This is a genomic window from Rhizobium sullae, from assembly GCF_900169785.1.
In the GTDB taxonomy this organism is placed as follows: domain Bacteria; phylum Pseudomonadota; class Alphaproteobacteria; order Rhizobiales; family Rhizobiaceae; genus Rhizobium; species Rhizobium sullae.
In genome coordinates, this window is the sequence record NZ_FWER01000184.1 from 1 (window position 1) to 542 (window position 542).

Consider the following 542-nt stretch of genomic DNA (forward strand, 5'->3'; position numbering starts at 1 on the left):
CAACGGACAGTCGCCCGGCCCGACGATCGAGGCCGTCGAAGGCGACCGCGTCCGCATCTTCGTCACCAACAAGCTGCCGGAGCACACGACGATCCACTGGCACGGCATGCTCGTGCCGTCGGGCATGGACGGCGTCGGCGGCCTGACGCAGCCGCACATCCCGGTCGGCAAGACCTACGTCTACGAGTTCGACCTCGTGAAGTCCGGCACCTTCATGTACCACCCGCACTCCGACGAGATGGTGCAGATGGCCATGGGCATGATGGGCTTCTTCGTCGTCCATCCCAAGGATCCGAAGTTCATGCGCGTCGACCGCGACTTCGTCTTCCTGCTCAACGCCTACGACATCGATCCCGGCTCCTACGTGCCGCGCATCATGGAGATGACCGACTTCAACATGTGGTGCTGGAACAGCCGCGTGTTCCCGGACATCAGCCCCCTGGTGGTTTCCAGGAACGACCGCGTCCGCGTCCGCGTCGGCAACCTGACGATGACGAACCACCCGATCCACATGCATGGCTACGATTTCGAAGTGACATGTA

General features: G+C 62.5%; 1 protein-coding gene. It reads left to right on the plus strand.

Annotation, left to right across the window (positions count from 1 at the left end; genetic code table 11):
* The coding region (locus BN1800_RS39675) for a multicopper oxidase domain-containing protein (protein ID WP_179214040.1) at positions 1–542 on the plus strand (542 nt) is incomplete at both ends.